Annotated in this window: 14 protein-coding genes; 10 read left to right on the plus strand and 4 right to left on the minus strand. The window is 61.4% G+C overall.

What is annotated here, in order from left to right:
* The first annotated feature begins 60 nt into the window (after positions 1 to 60).
* The 5 genes from msrA to MUN84_RS09305 all read left to right on the plus strand — a co-directional run bounded on the left by msrA (position 61) and on the right by MUN84_RS09305 (position 6,449).
* Positions 61 to 723 carry a peptide-methionine (S)-S-oxide reductase MsrA gene (gene msrA / locus MUN84_RS09285; RefSeq protein WP_244697695.1) on the plus strand — a complete coding sequence of 221 codons (663 nt, stop codon included), beginning with the start codon at positions 61 to 63 and terminating at the stop codon, positions 721 to 723.
* A gap of 264 nt (positions 724 to 987) precedes the next feature.
* Positions 988 to 2,388: a PAS domain-containing protein gene (locus tag MUN84_RS09290; protein WP_244697697.1), complete on the plus strand. Its 1,401-nt coding sequence runs from the start codon at positions 988 to 990 to the stop codon at positions 2,386 to 2,388.
* Positions 2,322 to 4,049 (plus strand): PAS domain-containing sensor histidine kinase, encoded by a 1,728-nt coding sequence (locus MUN84_RS09295; protein WP_244697699.1) that lies wholly within the window; start codon positions 2,322 to 2,324, stop codon positions 4,047 to 4,049. The genes MUN84_RS09290 and MUN84_RS09295 overlap by 67 nt, the downstream gene beginning before the upstream one ends.
* A 157-nt stretch (positions 4,050 to 4,206) precedes the next feature.
* Positions 4,207 to 5,364 (plus strand): methionine aminotransferase, encoded by a 1,158-nt coding sequence (locus MUN84_RS09300; RefSeq protein ID WP_244697701.1) that lies wholly within the window; start codon positions 4,207 to 4,209, stop codon positions 5,362 to 5,364.
* Between the two features lie 260 nt (positions 5,365 to 5,624).
* Positions 5,625 to 6,449, plus strand: coding sequence for an amidohydrolase (locus MUN84_RS09305; protein WP_311136867.1), 825 nt, complete (start codon positions 5,625 to 5,627; stop codon positions 6,447 to 6,449).
* A gap of 216 nt (positions 6,450 to 6,665) precedes the next feature.
* On the opposite strand, the gene MUN84_RS09310 is transcribed toward MUN84_RS09305, so the two are convergent.
* Both MUN84_RS09310 and MUN84_RS09315 read right to left on the minus strand, forming a co-directional pair.
* On the minus strand, positions 6,666 to 8,429 hold the full coding sequence (locus tag MUN84_RS09310) for a T9SS type A sorting domain-containing protein (protein WP_244697703.1): 1,764 nt from the start codon (positions 8,427 to 8,429) through the stop codon (positions 6,666 to 6,668).
* A complete protein-coding gene (locus MUN84_RS09315) occupies positions 8,381 to 8,962 on the minus strand; it encodes an FG-GAP repeat domain-containing protein (RefSeq protein WP_244697704.1) in 582 nt (193 codons plus the stop codon). Before MUN84_RS09315 ends, MUN84_RS09310 begins: the two co-directional genes overlap by 49 nt.
* 66 nt (positions 8,963 to 9,028) lie before the next feature.
* Between MUN84_RS09315 and MUN84_RS23715 the strand changes: the two genes are divergently transcribed.
* Together MUN84_RS23715 and MUN84_RS09320 are read left to right on the plus strand one after the other, a co-directional pair.
* Positions 9,029 to 9,172 (plus strand): hypothetical protein, encoded by a 144-nt coding sequence (locus tag MUN84_RS23715; RefSeq protein ID WP_317239159.1) that lies wholly within the window; start codon positions 9,029 to 9,031, stop codon positions 9,170 to 9,172.
* Between the two features lie 85 nt (positions 9,173 to 9,257).
* Positions 9,258 to 10,325 carry a UDP-N-acetylmuramoyl-tripeptide--D-alanyl-D-alanine ligase gene (locus MUN84_RS09320; RefSeq protein WP_317239160.1) on the plus strand — a complete coding sequence of 356 codons (1,068 nt, stop codon included), beginning with the start codon at positions 9,258 to 9,260 and terminating at the stop codon, positions 10,323 to 10,325.
* Positions 10,326 to 10,515: 190 nt separating this feature from the next.
* Here the strand turns inward: MUN84_RS09320 and rfbC are convergent, their stop codons facing one another.
* Together rfbC and MUN84_RS09330 are read right to left on the minus strand one after the other, a co-directional pair.
* The gene (gene rfbC / locus MUN84_RS09325) at positions 10,516 to 11,058 is read right to left on the minus strand and encodes a dTDP-4-dehydrorhamnose 3,5-epimerase (protein WP_244697706.1); all 543 of its coding nucleotides are present in this window, start codon (positions 11,056 to 11,058) and stop codon (positions 10,516 to 10,518) included.
* Positions 11,059 to 11,103: 45 nt separating this feature from the next.
* Entirely contained in the window at positions 11,104 to 12,234 is a 1,131-nt protein-coding gene (locus MUN84_RS09330; RefSeq protein ID WP_244697708.1) for a glycosyltransferase family 4 protein, read from the minus strand.
* 148 nt (positions 12,235 to 12,382) lie between these two features.
* On the opposite strand from MUN84_RS09330, the gene MUN84_RS09335 reads away from it, so the two are divergent.
* The 3 genes from MUN84_RS09335 (at position 12,383) to MUN84_RS09345 (ending at position 16,059) form a co-directional block, all read left to right on the plus strand.
* Positions 12,383 to 13,165: a c-type cytochrome gene (locus MUN84_RS09335; protein ID WP_244697709.1), complete on the plus strand. Its 783-nt coding sequence runs from the start codon at positions 12,383 to 12,385 to the stop codon at positions 13,163 to 13,165.
* A 195-nt stretch (positions 13,166 to 13,360) separates the two neighbouring features.
* The gene (gene hflX / locus MUN84_RS09340; RefSeq protein ID WP_244698810.1) at positions 13,361 to 14,614 is read left to right on the plus strand and encodes a GTPase HflX; all 1,254 of its coding nucleotides are present in this window, start codon (positions 13,361 to 13,363) and stop codon (positions 14,612 to 14,614) included.
* Positions 14,615 to 14,832: 218 nt separating this feature from the next.
* Positions 14,833 to 16,059, plus strand: a complete 1,227-nt coding sequence (locus tag MUN84_RS09345) for a M43 family zinc metalloprotease (protein ID WP_244697711.1) — start codon at positions 14,833 to 14,835, stop codon at positions 16,057 to 16,059.
* The last annotated feature ends 6 nt before the right edge of the window (positions 16,060 to 16,065 follow it).

The following is a 16,065-nucleotide window of genomic DNA, read 5'->3' on the forward strand; positions in this document are numbered from 1 at the left end:
GTTTGCTGTCGTATATGCTCCAGCTTACCCCTTTATTTCTCTACGCTCTTTACGCTCCCCATGAAACTTTCATTGCTGACCTTTTTGGTTTTATTGCTCGGCGCCTGCTCGGAACACCGCCCAGCCGATGCCCAGACGCCTACCCGCTCCACCGCCGGCCCGGCCCCCACGGATTTGCGCGGCCTGAGCGTGGCCACCTTTGCCGGGGGCTGCTTCTGGTGCACCGAGGAAATATTTGAGGAGCTGAAGGGCGTGCGCGCCGTGGTATCGGGCTACAGCGGCGGCCCCGAAAAGAACCCTAGCTACGAGCAGGTAAGCAGCGGCCGCACCGGCCACGCCGAGTCCATCGAAATCTACTACGACCCCAAGCAAATCAGCTTTGCTACTCTGGTTGACGTGTTCTTGCGCGCTGGTCACGACCCCACGACCCTCAACCGCCAGGGACCCGACGCGGGCACGCAGTACCGCTCCGTGGCTTTTTACCGCACGCCCCAGGAAAAGCAGGAAATTGAGGCCGCCATCAAGCGCGTGAATGCCTCCAAGCAGTACGCCAATCCCATTGTAACCCAGGTAACGGCCTTCGCCAAGTTCTGGCCCGCCGAGGGCTACCACCAGGGCTACTACCGCCTCCACCCCAACGAGCCCTACGTCAGCAACGTCTCCACGCCCAAGATTGAGAAGTTCCGTCATACGTTTCCGCAGTTGCTGAAAAACCCGCTGTAAGGCAGGTAGGCGGCGCTTATTCCGGCCCGGTTTTTCGCTCCTGCCCGGGGCGAAAAACCGGGCCTTTTGCTGGCCGCTGTTGGCTGCCTATCCCGCCCTTGCTACCCGCTTGGTTTCCGGCCCGGCCGGCGCCGAAAGGCCACCTTCGTTTTTATCCGGTCTATGTCCAAAAGATTCCTTTTCCAGCGCAACTGCGCCGCTGGTTTCCGGTAGGGAGGCCGCGGCCGGCAGTATATCTTTGCTTGTTCCTGCCTCTTTCCATTTATGGCCTCCGAGTCCATCGATTTTCAGCTCCTGTTCGAGGCCCTGCCTACCCCGCACCTGGTCCTGACGCCCGCACTCCGGATTGCGGCCCTTAATGATGCCATGTGCCAGCTGCTGGCCCAGCCCCGCGAGCAGGTTGTGGGCCAGCCGGTACTAGCCGTGCTGCCTGCTTACCCAGGCATCCCCGGTGCCAGCCTCTGGCAGGAGGCCCTGCAGGAAGTGGTAGCCCACCGCACGGTCCGCAGCCTGGAAGCCCTGCGCTACGAGCTGGCCCCACCCCCCACCGAGGCGGATGCCCCTACCCGGTACTGGCAGGTGCTGCTGCGCCCCGTACTGGCGCCGGATGGCGAGCTGCGCCATGTGCTGGCGCGGGTGCTCGACGTGACAGACCGGGTAGTGGCCCAGCAGCAGGGGCGGCTCAGCCTCGAAAGCTTCTCGACCCTGGCCCGCACGACCCACGACGCCGTCTGGAACTTGGACCTGCGCACCGGCCACGTGTGGCGCAACGAAACATTCACGGCCCTGTTTGGCTACCCGCTCACGCCCGAAACCCATTCGTTCCAGTTTTGGTACGAGCGGCTTCACCCCGATGACCTTCCCGCCATTGACGCCACCGTAGCGGCGGTGCGGGCGGGGCTGCAGGTGTCTCCTGTCATTACCTATCGGCTGCGGCGGGCTGATGGCAGTTGGGCCGAAGTGGTGGACCGCTACCACATCATCCGCGACGAAATGGGCCAGCCGGTGCGCCTGCTCGGAGCCACCCAAGACGTAACCCAGGCCCGCGCCACGGAGCGCGCCCTGCACCAAAGCCTAGAGCAGTTTCAGCTGCTCGCCGATTTAATTCCCCAGCTCGTGTGGAGCCTGGACGCCGAGGGCCAGAAGCTATACACCAACCGGCGCTGGGACGAGTATACCGGCCTCAAGCAGTTCACAGACGCAGACTGGGCCGCCCTGGTACACCCCGACGACCGCCCTCAGGCTGCTGCCCGCTGGAACGAGGCCAAGCACGCCGGCACCTACTACCAGTGCGACTACCGCCTACGCGACCAGACGGGGCAGTACCGTTGGTTTCTGGCCCAGGCCCGCCCGGTGCTGGATGAAGCGGGGCAAGTAACCCGGTGGTTTGGCACTTGCACCGATATTGAGGACCAGAAACAGGCCCAACAGCTGCTCGAGAAGAAGGACCAGCAGTTGCAGCTGATTTTGGGCAAGGTGCCAGCCCTGCTGGCTACCCTACTCGGGCCCCAGCACGTGGTTAGCTTTATTAATCAGCGTTTCAATGACTTAGTGGGCGGCCAGGCCCGGGTAGGACAAACTGCCCAGCAGGCGGCCCCGTGCTGGCTAACCAGGGCTTATTTGAACTCCTGGATGAAGTGTACGCCAGCGGGCAGCCGCTGGTAGAACAGGAGCGCGCCGTGCTGCTGCCTGCGCCCAGCCCAGGCCCCGACCGCACACGCTATTTCGATTTTACGGCCCAGCCCCTACTCAATGCCGCGGGTGCCACCCAAGGTATTCTCATCTTTGCCGTGGAGGTTACGGAGCGGGTACGGACCCGCCTGAGCCTGGAAGCGCTGAACCAGGAACTCAGCCGCCAGGATGAGCTCCTGCGGGTGATGACCGAGTCTTTGCCCCAGATTACCAGCATTACCCGCCCCAATGGTTCAGTAGAGTACCTCAGCCCCCAGTGGTTTGAGTACACCGGCCAGACCATCGACGATTTGCCTGATTGCTGGACCTTGGCCCTGCACCCCGACGACACCGAAACCGCCCGCCAGGCCTTCCAGCAAGCCGTAGCCGAAAGCACCGCTTTCAGCGTGGAAGTGCGCCTGCGCCGCCACGACGGGCAGTACCGCTGGCACTTGAGCCATTCGGTTCCTTCCTTCGATGATGCCGGCCAACTCCAGCATTTCTACGGAGCCTGCGCCGATGTGCAGGACCAACGCCTGCTGGCCGAGGAGTTACGCCGCAGCGAGCAGCAGTTCCGCTTCCTGGCCGAGAGCGTGCCGGCCATCGTCTGGACCGCTACCCCGGATGGGGCCATCGACTACCTCAACTCCCGCTGGACCTATTATACGGGCATATCCGTGGAGCAAAGTCTGCGCGAGGGCTGGGCCAATTTGCTTTGGGCGGAGGAGCGGGAAACCGTCTTCAGCGAGTTCAGCTACTGCATTCAAACCGGCACCGACCTGGACATGGAAAGCCGGCTGCTGGATGTGCGCACCGGCCAGTACCGCTGGTACTTGCACCGCGCCCAGCCCCTGCGCGACGAGCACGGCCAGATTATCCGCTGGTTTGGTACCACCGCCGACATCGACGACTACAAGCGAATTCAGCAGCGCCTGGAGGACAAAAACGCGGAACTCACCCGCACCAACCAGGACCTAGACAGCTTCGTGTACGCCGTTTCGCACGACCTCAAGCAACCCATCCACAACATGGCGGGCATCTTTCAGGAGCTGATTCGCACGGCCTTCTTCCGCGACCCGGACGCGGTGAAGCTCATTGCCATGTTCGAGAAGTCCCTGCACCAGATTGACGGTACCATTCACAACCTCTCGGAGCTGGTGCGCATTCAGAAGCTACGCCACGAGCAGCCCGCTGAACTAGTAGACCTGGCCCAGCTGACGGAAGAAGTGCTGCTCAGCATCAATGACCAGGTAACCAGCTCCCGGGCCATCATCCACACTGATTTTGCGGCCGTGCCGGCTCTGTTCTTCGTGCAGCCCCACTTGCAAAGCGTGCTCTACAACTTGCTCAGCAATGCCCTGAAGTATGCGGCCCCGCGCCGGAGGCCCCACATTCAGCTACGCACGGCGCTGGTGGAAGGGCGGCCGGTGCTGGAGGTGCAGGACAATGGCCTGGGCCTGGATTTGCAGCGCTTTGGTGGCGAGCTGTTTCAGCTGTTTCGCCGCTTCCACGACCACGTAGAAGGGGCCGGCCTGGGCTTGTACCTCGTGAACCGGGTAGTGCAGAACGCCGGCGGCCACCTCACCGTGGACAGCACCGTGGGCGAAGGCACCACGTTTCGGGTAGTGCTGCCAGCCAGCGCCCGCCCGGCATAAACGCACCCAAGTAGTCGTCCGCCGAATGAGGTAGCCTGGCCTGGTCCGGCTATTGAGGCGGAGGGCCTTATCTTGGCTTTTTTGCGGACTGCTGGGCCGCGGCAGATGCATTGCTGGGCAAGCGCGCCGGCCCAGGCTATTTTTATCAAGTTACGTTATGTCACTGCCTCCCCTCGTTTCGAAGCTGCCTGATGTGGGCACCAGTATTTTTTCGGTGATGACCCAGCTGGCCCAGGAAAGCGGGGCCATTAATCTAGCGCAAGGCTTCCCCGACTACGACCCACCCCGGCCCCTGCTGGAGGCCCTGGCCCGCCACGTGCTTACGCCCGGCCACCAGCAATACGCGCCCATGCCGGGCCTGCCGCGCCTGCGCGAAGCCATTGCCGCCAAAACTGCTCGCCTCTACGGCTACACCCCCGACCCAGCCACGGAAATCACCGTCACCAGTGGTGCCACTGAGGCCCTGTACGCGGTGCTAGCTGCCGTGGTCAGCCCCGGCGACGAGGTGCTGATACTGGAGCCGGCCTACGATTTGTACGCCCCCGCCGTGCGCCTGCAGGGCGGCGTGCCGGTGTACGTGCCCCTGCTCCTACCCGATTTTCGGCCCGACTGGGACCGGGTGGCCGCGGCCCTCACGCCCCGCACCCGCCTGCTCATGCTCAACTCGCCCCACAACCCCACCGGTGCCACCCTCACCCCCGAGGACCTCGACACCCTGGCTGGGCTGTTGCGCAACACGCCTACCCTGCTACTCAGCGACGAAGTGTATGAGCACATGGTGTTTGATGGGCAACCCCACCGCAGCGTAGTAGGCCACCCTGAGCTGCGCGAACGGGCCTTCGTGCTATCCTCATTCGGGAAAACCTACCACGCTACGGGCTGGAAGGTAGGCTACTGCGTGGCCCCGCCGGCCCTGACGGCAGAACTGCGCCGGGTGCACCAGTTCGTGACTTTCAGCGTGAGCACGCCCACTCAGCACGCCCTGGCTGATGTGCTGCCCGACACCGACCTCTACGATTCCCTACCCGGTTTCTACCAGCAGAAGCGCGACCTGTTCCGGGAGCTGCTGGCCCCTACCCGCTTCCGCCTGCTACCGGTGCGGGGTGGCTACTTTCAAGTGGCTGACTTTCGGGATATTGCTCCGGACTTGGACGATGAGAGCTTTGCCCGCCGCCTCACCCAGGAAACCGGCGTGGCGGTGGTGCCCATTTCCGCCTTCTACCATAACCGCCAGGACCACCGACTGGTACGCTTCTGCTTTGCCAAGCAAGACGCTACCCTGCGCGTGGCCGCTGAGCGCCTGCAGCAGCTGTAAGTACATCGGGCAGTAAGGCAAACCTGTCATTCCGAGCAGTGCGAAGAATCTGGGGTTGTCAGGCAACGATTGAACCTAGACTCCTCGCTACTCTCAGCATGACGGGTGTGATGAGCTGGATTACGACTTAGCGTTAGTGGGCTGAGTTCGTACGGAGAAGATGCGTCTGGCTTTGGCCTGCTAGTAGGTAGCCGCAGGCTCCGTATTTCACCGTTTTTTGGTATACTTCACAACTGATCTTCTCCTTAACGCCTGTTGCCGTGTCCGATCTGACAGTCTCCTTCGTGCAGAGCTCCTTGCAATGGCACGACCCCATTGCCAACCGGCAGGAGTTGGGGCGCCATGTTGACGAAATATCCATTCCGACGGACCTGATTGTGCTGCCGGAAATGTTCACCACCGGCTTCAGCATGGACGCCTCCGCCCTGGCCGAGCCCATGGATGGCCCCACCACCGACTGGATGCGCCAACTCGCCGCCGCCCGCGACGCGGTAGTGGTTGGCAGCATCATCATCAAAGATCAGGAGGCCTACTACAACCGCCTGCTCTGGGTGCGGCCCGATGGCTCGGTGAGCTATTATAACAAGCGCCACCTGTTCACGATGGCTGGGGAACACCAGGTGTACACGCCCGGCACCGCCCGTCTGATTGAAGAGTGGCGCGGCTGGCGCATCTGCCCGCTGGTGTGCTACGATCTGCGCTTTCCGGTGTGGAGCCGCAACCCGCTCGACAACCCCTACGACCTGCTCTTGTACATTGCCAACTGGCCTGCTACCCGCCGCACCGCCTGGATTACGCTGCTTCGGGCCCGGGCCATTGAAAACCTGGCCTATACCATGGGCGTGAATTGCGTGGGCCTGGATGGCAACGGCCTTGCCTACACCGGCGACTCGGCCCTGCTGGACATGCGCGGTGAATATCTGGTGGAAGTCGGCAACCAGGAAACCAGCATTACCCGTGCCCTGCGCCGCTCCGAACTGGAAGCCTTCCGGGAGCGGTTCCCAGCCCTCCACGACGGCGACCCATTCGAGCTACAGACCCTGATTCGCAGCAGTGAGGCAGAAAAAGCGCGCTTGTTAAAGTAGCGTAAAGTGCACCAGCACTAGCTTTAACAATACCATTCCGAGCGCAACGAGGAATCTGGGTTGTCTCCCTATGGCTTGACCCAGATTCCTCGTTGCGCTCGGAATGACAACCGTTCTGTTTTGTCTTTTCAGACTTGCTTAGAAGCCAGCAGGCCCGGCATAGAAACACAATTGTGCGTTTCTATGCCGGGCCTGCTGGCTTTATTTATCTCATACCTAGCGGCCGGCAGTTACTTCTAGGCGGCGCACGGCAGTTTCCCCGGTCAGGGCCTCGCAGCGGATCAGGTAGATGCCAGCGGCTAAACCAGCCAGCTCCAGGCGGTGCTCCCGGGCTGCGGGCGTGGTCGGGCGCACCACCCGGCCGGCCAAATCTAGGAGGGTAACGCGCACCGGCAGAGGCGCTTCCACGGTAGCCGTGACCACGGCGGGGTTCGGGTAGACTTGCAAGGGTAGGGAGGCGCGCGGTGGCTGCTGGGCCGTAACAGTACGGTTACGAGTCACGAAGCTGCTGATGCCGCCGCCTTCCAGCCCGATGAACAGCTCAGGCGTACCGTCCCCGGTTACATCGGCGGCGGCGGGGGCGTAATGGAAGCGGGCGGCAGTGCCCAGGCGGCCGGCCTGGAACTGGCTGGTAAGGGCGTTGTAGAACAGGTCGAGGCGCCCCGTAAAGGCGCCGGTCTGGGCGCGGTAGTTCGAGAAAAAGCGAATTTCGCCGCTAGCATCAGCCGTAAGCAAATCCGGGCGGCCGTCCCCGTCGAAGTCGGCTACGGCGGGGTGCAGGTTGCTGGGCCGGGTGCCGGTGCTGGTCCGGATCTGCCCAAAGTCAGCGTCCTGGAGCACAAACGTCTGGCTTACGGCCGTGGCGCCCACGTTGCGGTAGTAGCGCAGGGAGCCCACCGGCACATCGAAATAGTTGGTACCCAGGAGCAAATCCACTCGTCCATCGGCATCCACATCGGTAAAGCAGGGCGCGTCGCCGGGGCTGCTGGGCAGGTTGCTGAAGGTAGCCGTAGCGGCCGTATTGAACACGGCGGCCCGGCCGGCAGCGGCCGTATTCAGCACGTAATAGAGCGGGCTAACGGTGGCGGTTTGCGCCGCCGAATACACCAAATCCACGGCCCCGTCGCGGTTGATATCGGCCAGCGCCGGCTTCAACGAAGTAAACTTGCGGCTGCTCAGATTGAGGTAGTCATGGGTAACTAGTTGAAACACCGGCTTGGCCACCGTACCGGCATTGCGGTACAAGCTAAGCGTGGCCCGGTAAAAGCCCCGGGCATTGTTGCGGTTCACGCTACCCACCAACATGTCCACCAGCCCGTCACCGTCCACATCCCCGAAGGTAGGAGCCGCCGCTTCGCTGAAATCCAGCATGTCGCGCTGCAGGAAGTCGGTTTGCTCGCGCACCAAGGTAGGCACGGCGCCGGTGCCCGCGTTGCGGTACAGCCACACCGACTGGCGGGTGTCCACGGTGTCTACGTTGTCGTAGAGGTTAGGGGCCACCAGCACGTCGGGGCGACCATCGAAGGTAACATCGGCCACGTAGGCGCCCGGAAAGTTGGGCACGCGCGCGGCGGCCGTGCCGGTTGGGAAGCTCAGGTTCTGGCCCACGCTACCCATGCGGGCGGTTTGGGCCGTGCCATCGTTGCGCAGGCTGATTAGCTCCGGGCAATTGTCGCGGCCGGTTAGCACGTCTTGGTCCCCATCGCCGTCCAGGTCCCAGAGCGTGATGTTAAAGCCGCCCGTATGCTGGGGCCGAACCGCGGCCGGCCGGCACTGGTTGGGGGCGAAGGCGAAGCCGGTGCAGCTGCCGAAGCAGGCCGCAAAACCGCCCCAGTAGTAGGAACCCTGCTCGAATTGCAGGCCGCCGCAGGCCGTAGTACTGGTGTTGCGGAAGTAGTTCACGGCCGGCACCGAGGAGGCAAAATCAAAGGTCACCACGTCCAGGCGCCCGTCCCCGTCCACGTCCCGGATGTCGGGCATGTTGTAGCCCCGGAGGTGATGTTGATGTTGCCGCCGGTGGGGCTGGGATCAAAGTAGGTCAGCTGGCTGGTAATCAGCTGAAAGCCGGGCCGTCCGGCGGAGTTGGCCACGTGGCGGTACACCCGAATGTCGCCCCCGTTGGCGTAGGTGAATAGGTCGGGCCGGCCGTCGCAGTCGTAGTCGCGCAGCAAGGCCCAACTCTGCAGGCCCGCCGGAAACAGGGCTTCGTACTCGGGTGCGTACTGCCAGGCACGGCCGGTAGTAGTGGCTACACTAAGAAAGGTAAATACCCGCCCCACGGCCCGGTCGAACACGAACAGGTCGGGCTGCTGGTCGGCATTTAGGTCGATGTTGGAAAACTGAGGCGAATTCAGCCCACCCGTCCAGGCATTGCGCAGGGTATCGGTGCCGTGCACTACTTTTGCCACGGCCTGGTATTCAAAGCCGAAGAGCGCACTGCTCTGGGCCGCTGCCGTGAGGGAGAAACCACTCAGCAGAGCGGCAAGGTAGCTTCCGGTAAAGTACTGGCGCATGCATACGGGCGTTATGGTCCGAGTTACGAACACACTTCTATTGCTCTAAGTTACATGCAAAACCGCATGCTTGACCTTCCGGCTCTGTACGACCGGTTCCGCACCGCCTCGGCCGTCAGCACCGACTCGCGTCAGCCCCAGGACAACACCCTGTTCTTTGCCCTGAACGGCCCCTCCTTCCGGGGCCGCGACTTTGCCCCCAGGCCTTGACGAAGGGCGCCTGCTACGCCGTAGTGGATGACGAGGAGCTAGCCGCCCGGGACCCAGAGCGCTACACCTACGCCCCGACCCGCTAGTGGCCCTGCAGGAGTTGGCCCACTACCACCGGCGGCAGCTCATCATTCCGGTGCTGGCCATTACCGGCTCCAATGGCAAAACCACTACTAAGGAGCTAGTGCACGCCGTACTCAGCCAGCGCTACAAAGTGCAGTACACCCGCGGCAACCTCAACAACCACATTGGCGTGCCGCTCACCTTGCTCAGCATCCGACCCGGCGAGCATGAGCTGGCCATTGTGGAAATGGGCGCCAACCACCAGGGCGAGATTGAGCTACTCTGCCGCTTGGCCGAGCCTACCCACGGCCTGATTACCAACATCGGCAAGGCCCACCTCGAAGGCTTTGGCGGCGTGGAAGGCATTGTGAAAGGCAAGGGCGAAATGTTCCGGTTTCTGGAGCAGGTACATGGCACGGCCTTCGTGAATACCCTGGACGCCCGCCTGCCCGGCATGGCCGCTGGCATTTCGGACCAAGTTACCTACCCCGGCCCCACTGACACCTACCCCGCCGAGCTGGTAAGCACGGCCCCGCAGGTAATGGTGCGCTTGTTTGACGGCACAGAGGTAGCCGCCCAGATTACCGGCGGCTACAACTTCCCTAACCTGGCCGCCGCCGCCGCCGTGGGCGCTTACTTCCAGGTGGAGCCCGGCGCTATTGCCCAGGCTCTGGCCGGCTACGCCCCTACCAACAACCGCTCCCAACTGGTGCGCACGGCCCACAATGAGCTGGTGCTGGATGCCTACAACGCCAACCCCAGCAGCATGGCGGCCGCTCTGAACAGCTTCGCGGCCCGCCCCGGCAACCCCGCCGATAAAGTGGTTATTCTGGGTGACATGTTTGAATTGGGCCCGGAAAGCGAGGCTGAGCACCGCGCCCTCGGGCAGCTGCTGCGCGGCCTACCCTTCGGCACCGTTGTGCTTATCGGGCAGGATATGCGCCACGCCTCCACCGAGGCGGCATTTCTGCACTTCGCTACCAAGCCCGAGGCCGCGGCTTGGCTCCAAGCCCACCCCCAGCGCGGCCGTCAACTCCTCATCAAAGGCTCCCGCGGCATGGGCCTGGAAACCTTGGTAGAACTAGTTTAAGGTGAGATGGTGAGTGAAGTAGCTCTTAGCAAATCTACTTATATAAAAAGCCTGTCATCCTGAGCGGAGCGAAGGACCTTATCACACATGAACGAGTCGTAACAACGATTGTCGTACTGATGTAATAAGGTCCTTCGCTCCGCTCAGGATGACAGACGGTTTAGCTACTTCACTCACTCACCATCTTACCTTAAAAAGGGCTGTCGAAGTTGGCTAAGGTAGGCAGTACTTGGTCCTTGGCTGATATGGTAGCGTTTTGCACTCCCCAATTGATACCCAGGGCGGGGTCGTTCCAGAGCAGGCCGCCTTCGGCCTGGGGAGCGTAGTAGTTCGTGCACTTATAAAGGAAGAGGGTATTGTCTTCCAGGGCCGTGAAGCCGTGGGCAAAGCCTTCTGGCACGTATAGCATATTGAAGCGCTCCGAGTCCAGCTCTACCATCACGTGCTGGCCGTACGTGGGTGAGTTGCGCCGAATATCGACCACCACATCAAGGGCGCGGCCCTGGGCCACGCGCACGAGCTTGGCCTGGGTGAAGGGCGGCTTCTGGAAGTGCAGGCCCCGCACCACGCCCCGGTCGGAGCGCGACTGATTGTCCTGCACCCACTGGCCGTGAATGCCGGCGTCCTGCATTTTCTGAGCGCTAAAGGACTCGAAAAAGGCCCCGCGGGCATCGCCAAACACCCGCGGCAATATTTCCACTACTCCCTGAATATCAAAGTATTTAAACTCCATACACTACACGTTAGTTAAGCGGCTGTGGCCGCAAGTTAGCTATAATTAGAGGCGGCTGGAATTGGTTTTAGTCACTTCGCGCACGATGGTCAGGTACTTGTCCAGCACAATCTGCTCGTCGAATTTGCGCTCAGCCAGCTGGCGTCCAGCCTTGCCCATCTGTTCCAGCTCCTGGTTAGGCAGCTCCAGCACCTGGCGCATTTTAGCGGCTAAGTCGGCGGCGTTGCGCACCTCACAAAGCAGGCCGTTCTGGCCATCTACCACGGTTTCGCGGCAGCCGGGCACGTCGGTAGTAACGATGGGTTTGCCCATGGCGGCGGCTTCGAGCAGGGTTTTGGGCGTACCCTCGCGGTAAGACGGCAGCACCACGCAATCGGCCTGCCGAATGTGGGCCGCCACGTCGTCGGAGGTACCCAGGTACTCCACGTGGCCAGCCTGCAGCCACTGCTCAAACACAGCCCGCTTCACCCCTACCCCGCCCGACTCATCGATACCGCCCAGCAGCTGAATGCGGGCGGTGGGGTGGGCGGCGCGCACTAGCTGGGCCGCCTCGAAGTACTCCTCCACGCCCTTCTCATAGAGCACCCGGGCAATCATGAGGAAGGTAAACGGTTCGTGGCGCTCAAACGTGGCGGCGGGTCGAAACCGCTGGGTGTCAATGCCGGAGCCGGGTAGCACATCGGTAATGCGGGCCTCTACCAACCCGTGCTGCAGAAAGAGCTGCCGGTCGTCGTTGTTCTGGAAAAATACCCGCTTGGGAAACTTGAAGGCGAAGCGGTAAAGGCCCAAAGCCACCCGGCTCACAAAGTTTTTCACAATGAATACCGTGCCCAAGCCCGACACATTATTAACGCTGGGAATACCGGCCAGCTTGGCGGCCAGCGTGCCGTAAATGTTGGGCTTGATGGTGTAGTGCAGCACCACATCGGGCCGCTCGCGGCGGTAGATGCGGTAGAAGCGGCGGGTCAGCTGAGCGTCCTTTACGGGGTTGGTGCCCTTGTTTTCCATCAGAATGGGGACGTAGCGGCAGCCCAGCTCGGTTTCCAGTCTCGCCGAGTAATCGTCGGGTGGCGCAATGGCCAGCACCTCGTGGCCGGCCGCCTGCAGGGCTTTCACCAGGCTGCGCCGGAAGTTCCAGATATTCCAACTGGTATTAATAACAACGGCAACGCGCATTCAGGGAGAGGTAAGGGGCCAGGAAGAGAGTGCAAAGGTACGAGCCCGGGCGGGCTGGGTTATACTCGTGCCGAATAAGGTAGCGCCGGCTGGCTTCAGCTTACGGACTGGGGCATTCCCCACCGCCGGGGCGTATCTTTGCGGTTCTATGGCTGCATTTCCTTTCCTGCTACGCCTGCACCAGCTGGTGGTACTGGCGTTTCTCTTGTTTTATGCTTTTAAAGCGGGCTTGCTCGTGCTGGGCCGCCTGGACACGCTGCGCACCGTTCGGGCCCGTACCCGCCTAGCCGACTCCGGGCTGGGGCTGTTGATTTTGGCCTCGGGCGGGGCTTCACTGGCGCTTTACCCGGGCGGGGCGCCGGGGTGGCTGTGGGTGAAGCTGGGCCTAGTGCTGGTGCTACTTCCCCTGGCTATTATGGCGATGCGGCGGCAGTTCAAGCCCGGCGTGGTCCTTACGTTTCTGGGGTTTCTGTACGTGTACGGCGTATCCGAAACCGGCTCCCCGACCCTGCAGCAAGCGGAGGCCTCTAGCGCTTCAAACGGCGCGGCCGCCTACGCCCCGGGCCGGGCCGAAGCCACGGCTACTCCGGAAGCCGTGGCGCCCGTGGATACTGCCCGGGCCGCAGCCAGCCTTTCGGCCGCTGAGGCAGCCACACTGGCCGCAGCCGCCGAAGCTCCGGCGGCAGATGAGGCGCTGGTGGCAGGTAAAGCTCTGTTCGTGCAGCAGTGCGCCGTTTGTCATGGTCCGGATGGCAAGCTGGGCCTCAATGGCGCTTATGATCTGACTAAGAGTAACCTAACCCAGCAGGGCCGCATATATCAGGTTACCCACGGCAGCATCAGCAAGAAAATGCCAGCCTTTGGCGGAAAGCTCACCCAGCAGCAAATTGAGCAAGTTGTGGCTTATTCGCTTACCCTTAAGAAGCTGTAACGCACTCCGGGCATCTTCCTGGGCTACTCTCTCGTTTAGTAAGCCGACACCCATCTACTTCCTGCCCCTTCACCTACCTTCCTACCCCGCACTACCTTTTTCATGGCCAATAAACCCGCCTCCAAAGGCCGCAAACCGGGCAAAAGCACCCGCCACCCCGGCGCCACCGACAACGTGAAAGGCCGCGTAGGGCGCATGCTGGCTAAGTCAGAAAAGAACGGCACCTACGAAACCTCACCCGAGGCTGAAACCGCCGTGCTGGTAGCCGTGCCCGACAAACGCCAGGCCGACGCCCGCACCCAGGAGTACCTTGATGAGCTGGAGTTCCTGGCCGAAACGGCCGGCGCTACGGTCACCAAACGCTTCGTGCAGCGCCTCGACAAGCCCGACATCCGCACGTTTGTGGGCGAAGGCAAGCTAGCCGAAATTAAGGCCTACGTGGAGCACACCAAGGCCAGCATGGTTATTTTCGATGATGACCTTTCGCCCTCCCAGCTGCGCAACCTGGAGGCCGAACTGCTGGTCAAAATCGTGGACCGCTCCCTACTTATCATTGATATTTTCGCGCAACGGGCCAAGTCTGCTACCGCCCAAACCCAGGTAGAACTAGCTCAGTATCAGTACCTGCTCCCGCGCCTGACGGGCCTCTGGACTCACCTGGACAAGCAGCGAGGTGGCGGCGTGGCCCAGCGCGGACCGGGTGAAACAGAAATTGAGACGGACCGGCGCGTAGTGCGCGACCGGATAGCCTTTCTCAAGGACCGCCTCAAGGAGCTAGATAAGCAAACGACCACCCAGCGCAAGTCGCGCACGGGTATTGTGCGGGTAGCTTTGGTCGGCTACACCAACGTGGGCAAGAGCACCATCATGAATCTGCTGAGCCGCGCCGATGTGTTTGCCGAAAACAAGCTGTTTGCGACCGTCGACTCTACGGTGCGCAAGGTGGTCCTGGAAACCATACCCTTCCTGCTGTCCGATACCGTCGGGTTTATCCGCAAGCTACCTACCCGCCTGATCGAGAGCTTCAAAAGCACCCTCGACGAAATTCGGGAGGCCGACTTGCTGGTGCACGTGGTAGATATTTCCCACCCTACCTTCGAGGAGCAAATTGAAGTAGTTAACGCCACGCTTAAAGACATCGAGGCCGCCGATAAGCCGATGTTGCTGGTGTTCAACAAGATCGACCGGTATAATCATGAACCCGTGGCCAGCTCTACCGAAGGCTTCGAGGAAATGAATACGGACGAAGATGCGCCGGCCGCGCGGCCTTCCTTGGAGCAGCTGAAGGCTACGTACATGGCCAAGCTCCACGATCCGGTTATCTTCATTTCGGCTCAGGAGCGGGAAAACATTGACGAGCTACGGGCCCTGCTCGTGCGCCACGTTTCGGCTATTTATCAGGAGCGCTACCCTTCCGTGCATCCTATCCAGGAGGAAACGGAATTTTAGTATAGGCTTAGGATTCAGCTTTTGAACGCCCGGCTTTGCAGCCGGGCGTTTTTTATTAACACTTCGTCTGTTCTTCCATAAACTTTAAATATTTCATATCAAATACAACCTTTCATTAACAATAAAGTAATAATTGCCTATATTTAGCCTCCTTGTCCACAACCACTCACAAGTACATGAAGAAAACTTTCTACTCTCTCACTCTGGGCTTACTATCCATGGCATCGGCTGCTTCCGCGCAGCAGGGCCAGCTCGGCAACATTGCAGATCGTTTGGCCTCGGCTCCCCAGTCGCGCCAGTGCGCTACTATGGATGTTCTGAACGCCCAATTGGCAGCTGATCCGGCCCTGGCCCAGCGCATGGAGCGCATCGAGTCGCAAACCCGCCAGTACGTGAGCAACCCAACCCTGAAGCGCACCACAGCGGCCATTACCATTCCGGTGGTCGTGCACGTGCTCTACAACACGGCAGCTCAGAATGTATCGGATGCGCAGGTACAGGCCCAGATTGATGTGCTGAACCAGGACTTCGCCAAGCTCAACGCCGATGCCAGCCTGATTCCGGCGGCCTTCGCGGGGGCAGCGGCCAACACGAACATTCAGTTCACGCTGGCCAAGCGGACGCCCACGGGCAGCGCTACTACTGGCATCATCCACAAAGCCACCAAAACCACGTCCTGGAGCTCCAACGATGCCGTGAAAAACTCCAAGCGCGGCGGCGACGATGCTTGGGATGCTACCAAGTACCTCAACATTTGGGTATGTAACCTGGGCCAGGGCCTGCTGGGCTACGCGCAATTTCCGGGTGGTGCAGTTGCTACCGATGGGGTAGTAGTGCTGTATTCGTCGCTGCCTGGTGGCACGGCCAAGCCCTACGACAAGGGCCGGACGGCTACCCACGAGGTAGGTCACTGGCTTAACCTGCGCCATATCTGGGGCGATGCCTCCTGCGGTAATGACCTGGTAGCAGATACGCCCACCCAGCAAACCAGCAACTACGGCTGCCCCACTTTCCCGAAAGTGACCTGCTCCAATGGCCCGAACGGGGACATGTTCATGAACTACATGGACTACACCGACGATGCCTGCATGTACATGTTCACCAACGGTCAGTCTACCCGCATGAACGCCTTGTTTGCTACGGGCGGTGCCCGCGCCGGCTTGGCTACCTCTACTGGCGGCACTGCCCCGCTGATGGCTACCACGACGGCCGAGTCGCTGACGGTTTACCCGAACCCAACTACCGATCAGCTGTCGATTCGCACAGGCCTGAACACGCCGGCGGCTAACTGGAGCGCCAAGGTGTACGACCTGCGCGGCTTCGAAATGAAGCAGATTCGCACGACCAACGGTGACGTGGACGTATCCAGCCTGCCCAACGGCCTGTACCACCTCGTGCTCAGCGACGGGAAATCGACCCAACACCAGAGCTTCCGCAAAGAATAGGGTTTC

The organism is Hymenobacter sp. 5516J-16 (assembly GCF_022919335.1).
GTDB lineage: Bacteria > Bacteroidota > Bacteroidia > Cytophagales > Hymenobacteraceae > Hymenobacter > Hymenobacter sublimis.